Source organism: Thauera phenylacetica B4P (assembly GCF_000310225.1).
Taxonomy (GTDB): Bacteria; Pseudomonadota; Gammaproteobacteria; order Burkholderiales; family Rhodocyclaceae; genus Thauera; species Thauera phenylacetica.
Genome location: NZ_AMXF01000325.1, coordinates 1 through 3382, shown reverse-complemented (window position 1 = coordinate 3382; position 3382 = coordinate 1). Strand labels below are relative to the sequence as shown.

5 protein-coding genes and 1 pseudogene are annotated in these 3382 nt (G+C 72.3%); 1 reads left to right on the top strand and 5 read right to left on the bottom strand.

Features of this window, described 5'->3' with window-relative positions; translation table 11 throughout:
- From C667_RS21320 to C667_RS21300, 5 genes and pseudogenes are all read right to left on the bottom strand, one after another.
- Window positions 1–1003 (bottom strand): annotated as a pseudogene (locus C667_RS21320) (methyl-accepting chemotaxis protein); the annotation flags it as partial.
- A gap of 45 nt (window positions 1004–1048) precedes the next feature.
- The gene (locus C667_RS21315; RefSeq protein ID WP_004383339.1) at window positions 1049–1555 is read right to left on the bottom strand and encodes a chemotaxis protein CheW; all 507 of its coding nucleotides are present in this window, start codon (window positions 1553–1555) and stop codon (window positions 1049–1051) included.
- A 6-nt stretch (window positions 1556–1561) separates the two neighbouring features.
- Complete coding sequence (locus tag C667_RS21310; protein WP_004383337.1) at window positions 1562–1927, bottom strand: response regulator; 366 nt, start codon at window positions 1925–1927, stop codon at window positions 1562–1564.
- Between the two features lie 19 nt (window positions 1928–1946).
- The gene (locus tag C667_RS21305; protein WP_004383335.1) at window positions 1947–2348 is read right to left on the bottom strand and encodes a response regulator; all 402 of its coding nucleotides are present in this window, start codon (window positions 2346–2348) and stop codon (window positions 1947–1949) included.
- 40 nt (window positions 2349–2388) lie between these two features.
- Window positions 2389–2541 (bottom strand): rubredoxin, encoded by a 153-nt coding sequence (locus C667_RS21300; RefSeq protein WP_004383333.1) that lies wholly within the window; start codon window positions 2539–2541, stop codon window positions 2389–2391.
- 117 nt (window positions 2542–2658) lie between these two features.
- Here C667_RS21300 and thiD point away from each other — a divergent pair.
- Window positions 2659–3382: bifunctional hydroxymethylpyrimidine kinase/phosphomethylpyrimidine kinase (gene thiD / locus C667_RS21295; protein ID WP_051174709.1), on the top strand; the 724-nt coding region annotated here is incomplete at its 3' end.

The window sequence follows — 3382 nt, the reverse complement described above, 5'->3', positions numbered from 1 at the left end:
CGTGCAGCGGGCCGAAGCCGCCGGTGCGCCCGGCGAGCGCGGTGCCGAGCGCCGAGCTCGCGGCAAGCAGGGCGGGGGCGTTCGCGGCGAGGCCGGCGCTCGCTTCATTCACCTGCTGCAGGGCGCCCGCGTTGGCGCCGATGCGTTCGATGGCCTCGAGGATCGGCGCCGCGGCGGTGCCGAGGGTGCGCAGGCTTTCATCGAGGGCGCTGCCGCTGCCCAGGCGCTCGAGCTCGGCCAGGCGCTGGCGTAGCGGTTCGGCCTCGCCGGCGAGCGCGGTCGTGGCGGTCGCCGGGTCCGCGTCCGCGGAGAAGAGTGCGTTGGCCTGCAGGGCGGCGCGCTGCGCGTGGAGCAGGAGGGCGTGGGTGGCGCGCAGTGTCGAAGGGTCGCCGTTCATCGCCAGCACACGGCGACCGAGCTGGTCGGCCGCGTCGGCGAAGGCGCCGCCCGCGGCGTTGATCGCCTGCACGGCAACGCTGGCGGTGGCGAGCGCCCCGCCCTGGGCGCCGAGGCCGGCGGCCAGGGTGGCGCTCTTTTGCCACTGCGCGTCGAGCTCCTGCAGCAGGGGCTGCATGCTCGCGGGGAGCGGCGGCAGCGCGGCGCCGGCATGGCTGCCGCCCTCGCCGAGGGTTTGCATCAGGCCGGCGAAGCGCGTCCGGGTCTGCTCCAGTTCGGCGACCGCGTCGGACTCGCCGAGGCGGGCGAGGCGGGCCGACTTGGCCATCTGCCCGGGCAGGGCCTGCAGCTCGCTTGCTGCGCCGAGCTGCAGTGCGGACAGGCTCGCCTCACGTGCCTGATACACGAGCAGGCCGGCGCTGATCGCCGCGCACACCACGAAGAGCCCGCCGAACAGGCCGAGCCGGCCGCCGGGTCGTGCGGGGGCGGCTGGGGGCTTGCTGGTCGATGCCTGCACCGGTGGGGCGGTCTCGATGATGGTCTGGGCCTCGGTGCCGGTGCCTGTGCCGGAGGCCGGGTCTTTCCTGCCGAACGGGTTCAATGCCATGGTCGATGCTCGATTTCGGTCGGGTTCATTCGGGGGCGGATTGCGTCATTCCAGCCCGGCGTCGAGGAAGGTGGGCTGTGCGAGCAGGCGGGCCGGATCGAGTTGCAGCCACTCGCGTCCCTGCATGTCGCGCAGCCGGCGCGCCACCCAGGGCGGAGCGTCGTCGGCCGGGGCGGGCTCGAAGTCCTCGTGGCTGCGCAGCCCGCTCGAGGACGACACCAGCAGCGCGCTGTGGATGCCGTGGCGCGCACCGATCAGCAGCAGGCGTGCCCGTCCTGCCGCGCTGATCGGCGGCTGGCCGTTGAAGGCGGCGAAGTCGACCACGCCGTAGAGGCTGCCGCGCACGTTGGCGAGGCCGCGGAACCAGGGGCGGGTGAGCGGCACCGCCGACAGGGGCGGCGGGGGCAGGATCTCGCCGGCCTCGGCGAGCTCGATCAGCCAGTGATGGTCGCCGCACTGGAAGCCGAGCAGGCCGCGGCGCTCGGCGCCGGCGGCCTCGGCGAGACGGCGGGCGAGGCGCTCCTGGAATTCGCGCAGGCTGCTGCGTGCCATGGAGGATCAGCCCATCGCCCGGATGCGGGCGAGCAGTTCGTCGTGGTCGACCGGCTTGACCAGGTAGTCGAGCGCGCCCTGGCGCATGCCCCAGATCTTGTCGGTCTCCTGGCCCTTGCTGGTGCACATGATGATCGGGATGTCGCGCGTCTCGTCGTGGCGCGAGATCGTGCGCGTGGCCTGGTAGCCGTTCATGCCGGGCATCACCACGTCCATCAGGATCAGGTCGGGGCGATCGCTGCGGCTGCGCGCGATCGCCTGCTCGCCGCTCTCGGCGGTCAGCACCTGGTAGCCGTTGCGGCCCAGCACCTCCTGCAGGGCGAGGCGTTCGACGGGCGAGTCGTCGACCACGAGGATCTTGCGGATGGGCATCGGTCGTCTCCGGCGTGGCTCAGCCTGCGTGCGCGGCGCCGTCGCCGCGCCGGGCGTGGCTGGCGACCGCCCGCAACAGGCTGTCCTTGGTGAAGGGTTTGGTGAGGTATTCGTCGGAGCCCGCCATGCGTCCGCGCGCACGGTCGAAGAGGCCGTCGCGCGAGGACAGCATGATCACCGGGGTGGGCGACAGGCGAGGGTTCTTCTTGATCAGCGCGCAGGTCTGGTAGCCATCGAGGCGCGGCATCATGATGTCCACGAAGATGACGTCGGGGTGATGGTCGGCGATCTTGGCGAGCGCGTCGAAGCCGTCCTCGGCGAGGACGACCTCGCAGCCCGCCTGGGCGAGGAAGATCTCGGCGCTGCGCCGGATGGTGTTGCTGTCGTCGATGACCATCACCTTCAGGCCGGCAAGGTCCATGCTGTGTTCCTGGTGGGTTGTCGGGCGTGGAGGGCCGTGCCTAGATCTCGACCATCTCGAAGTCGTCCTTGCGCGCGTTGCACTCGGGGCAGGTCCAGTTCGGCGGGACGTCCTCCCAGCGCGTGCCCGGCGCGATGCCCTCGTCGGGCAGGCCCGAGGCCTCGTCGTAGATGAAGCCGCAGATCAGGCACATGTAGGTCTTCCAGGGGGTATCGGCCATGTTCCAGCGTGAGTCGAGGGTTGGAGTAGAATCGATCGCCTATCTTAACGCATCCGCTCGCGCCTCATCCGCGCTGCATTTCCACCTCCCATGCCGCTCGCCATCCCCGAAACTCCCCCTTGCGTGCTGTGCCTGTCGGCGGGCGATGCCACGGCCGGCGGCGGCCTCGCGGCCGACATCCTGACCCTCGCGAGCATGGGCTGCCACCCCCTGCCGGTGCAGACCGCGGCGCTGGTGCGCGACACCCGCGGCATCGACGAGCTGTGGCCGGTCGCGCCCGAGCTGATTGCGATGCAGGTGCGCGCGGTGCTCGAGGATGTCCCGGTGGCGGCGTTCAAGCTCGGCTTCTGCGGCAGCGTGGAGAACGTCGCGGTGATCGCGGAGATCCTCGCCGACTACCCGGACGTGCCGCTGGTGGTCGAGCCCGGCCTGCACGTCGCGGCGCTGCTGGGCGAGGCGGGCGAGGAGATCGCCGCCGCGCTCGCCGACCTGATCCTGCCGCAGACCACGCTGCTGGTGGCCGACCGCCACGAGCTGCTGCGCCTGACCGGCCTCGCCGGGGACGAGGCGGGAGAGTTCGACGAGGACGATGGCGGCGAGGACGGCGAGGGGGGAGACGAAGTGGCGGGCGGCGCGGAGACCGACGAGGCGCTCGAGCGCCTGCTCGGCAGCGGCACCGAATACGTGCTCCTCACCGGCGGCGGCGACCACGGCCCGCAGCTCGTCGACACCCTCTTCGGCAGCGAGGGCATCGTGCGCACCGACGCCGGCCCGCGCCCGGCCGCGCCCTGCCTCGGCGCCGGCACCACGCTCG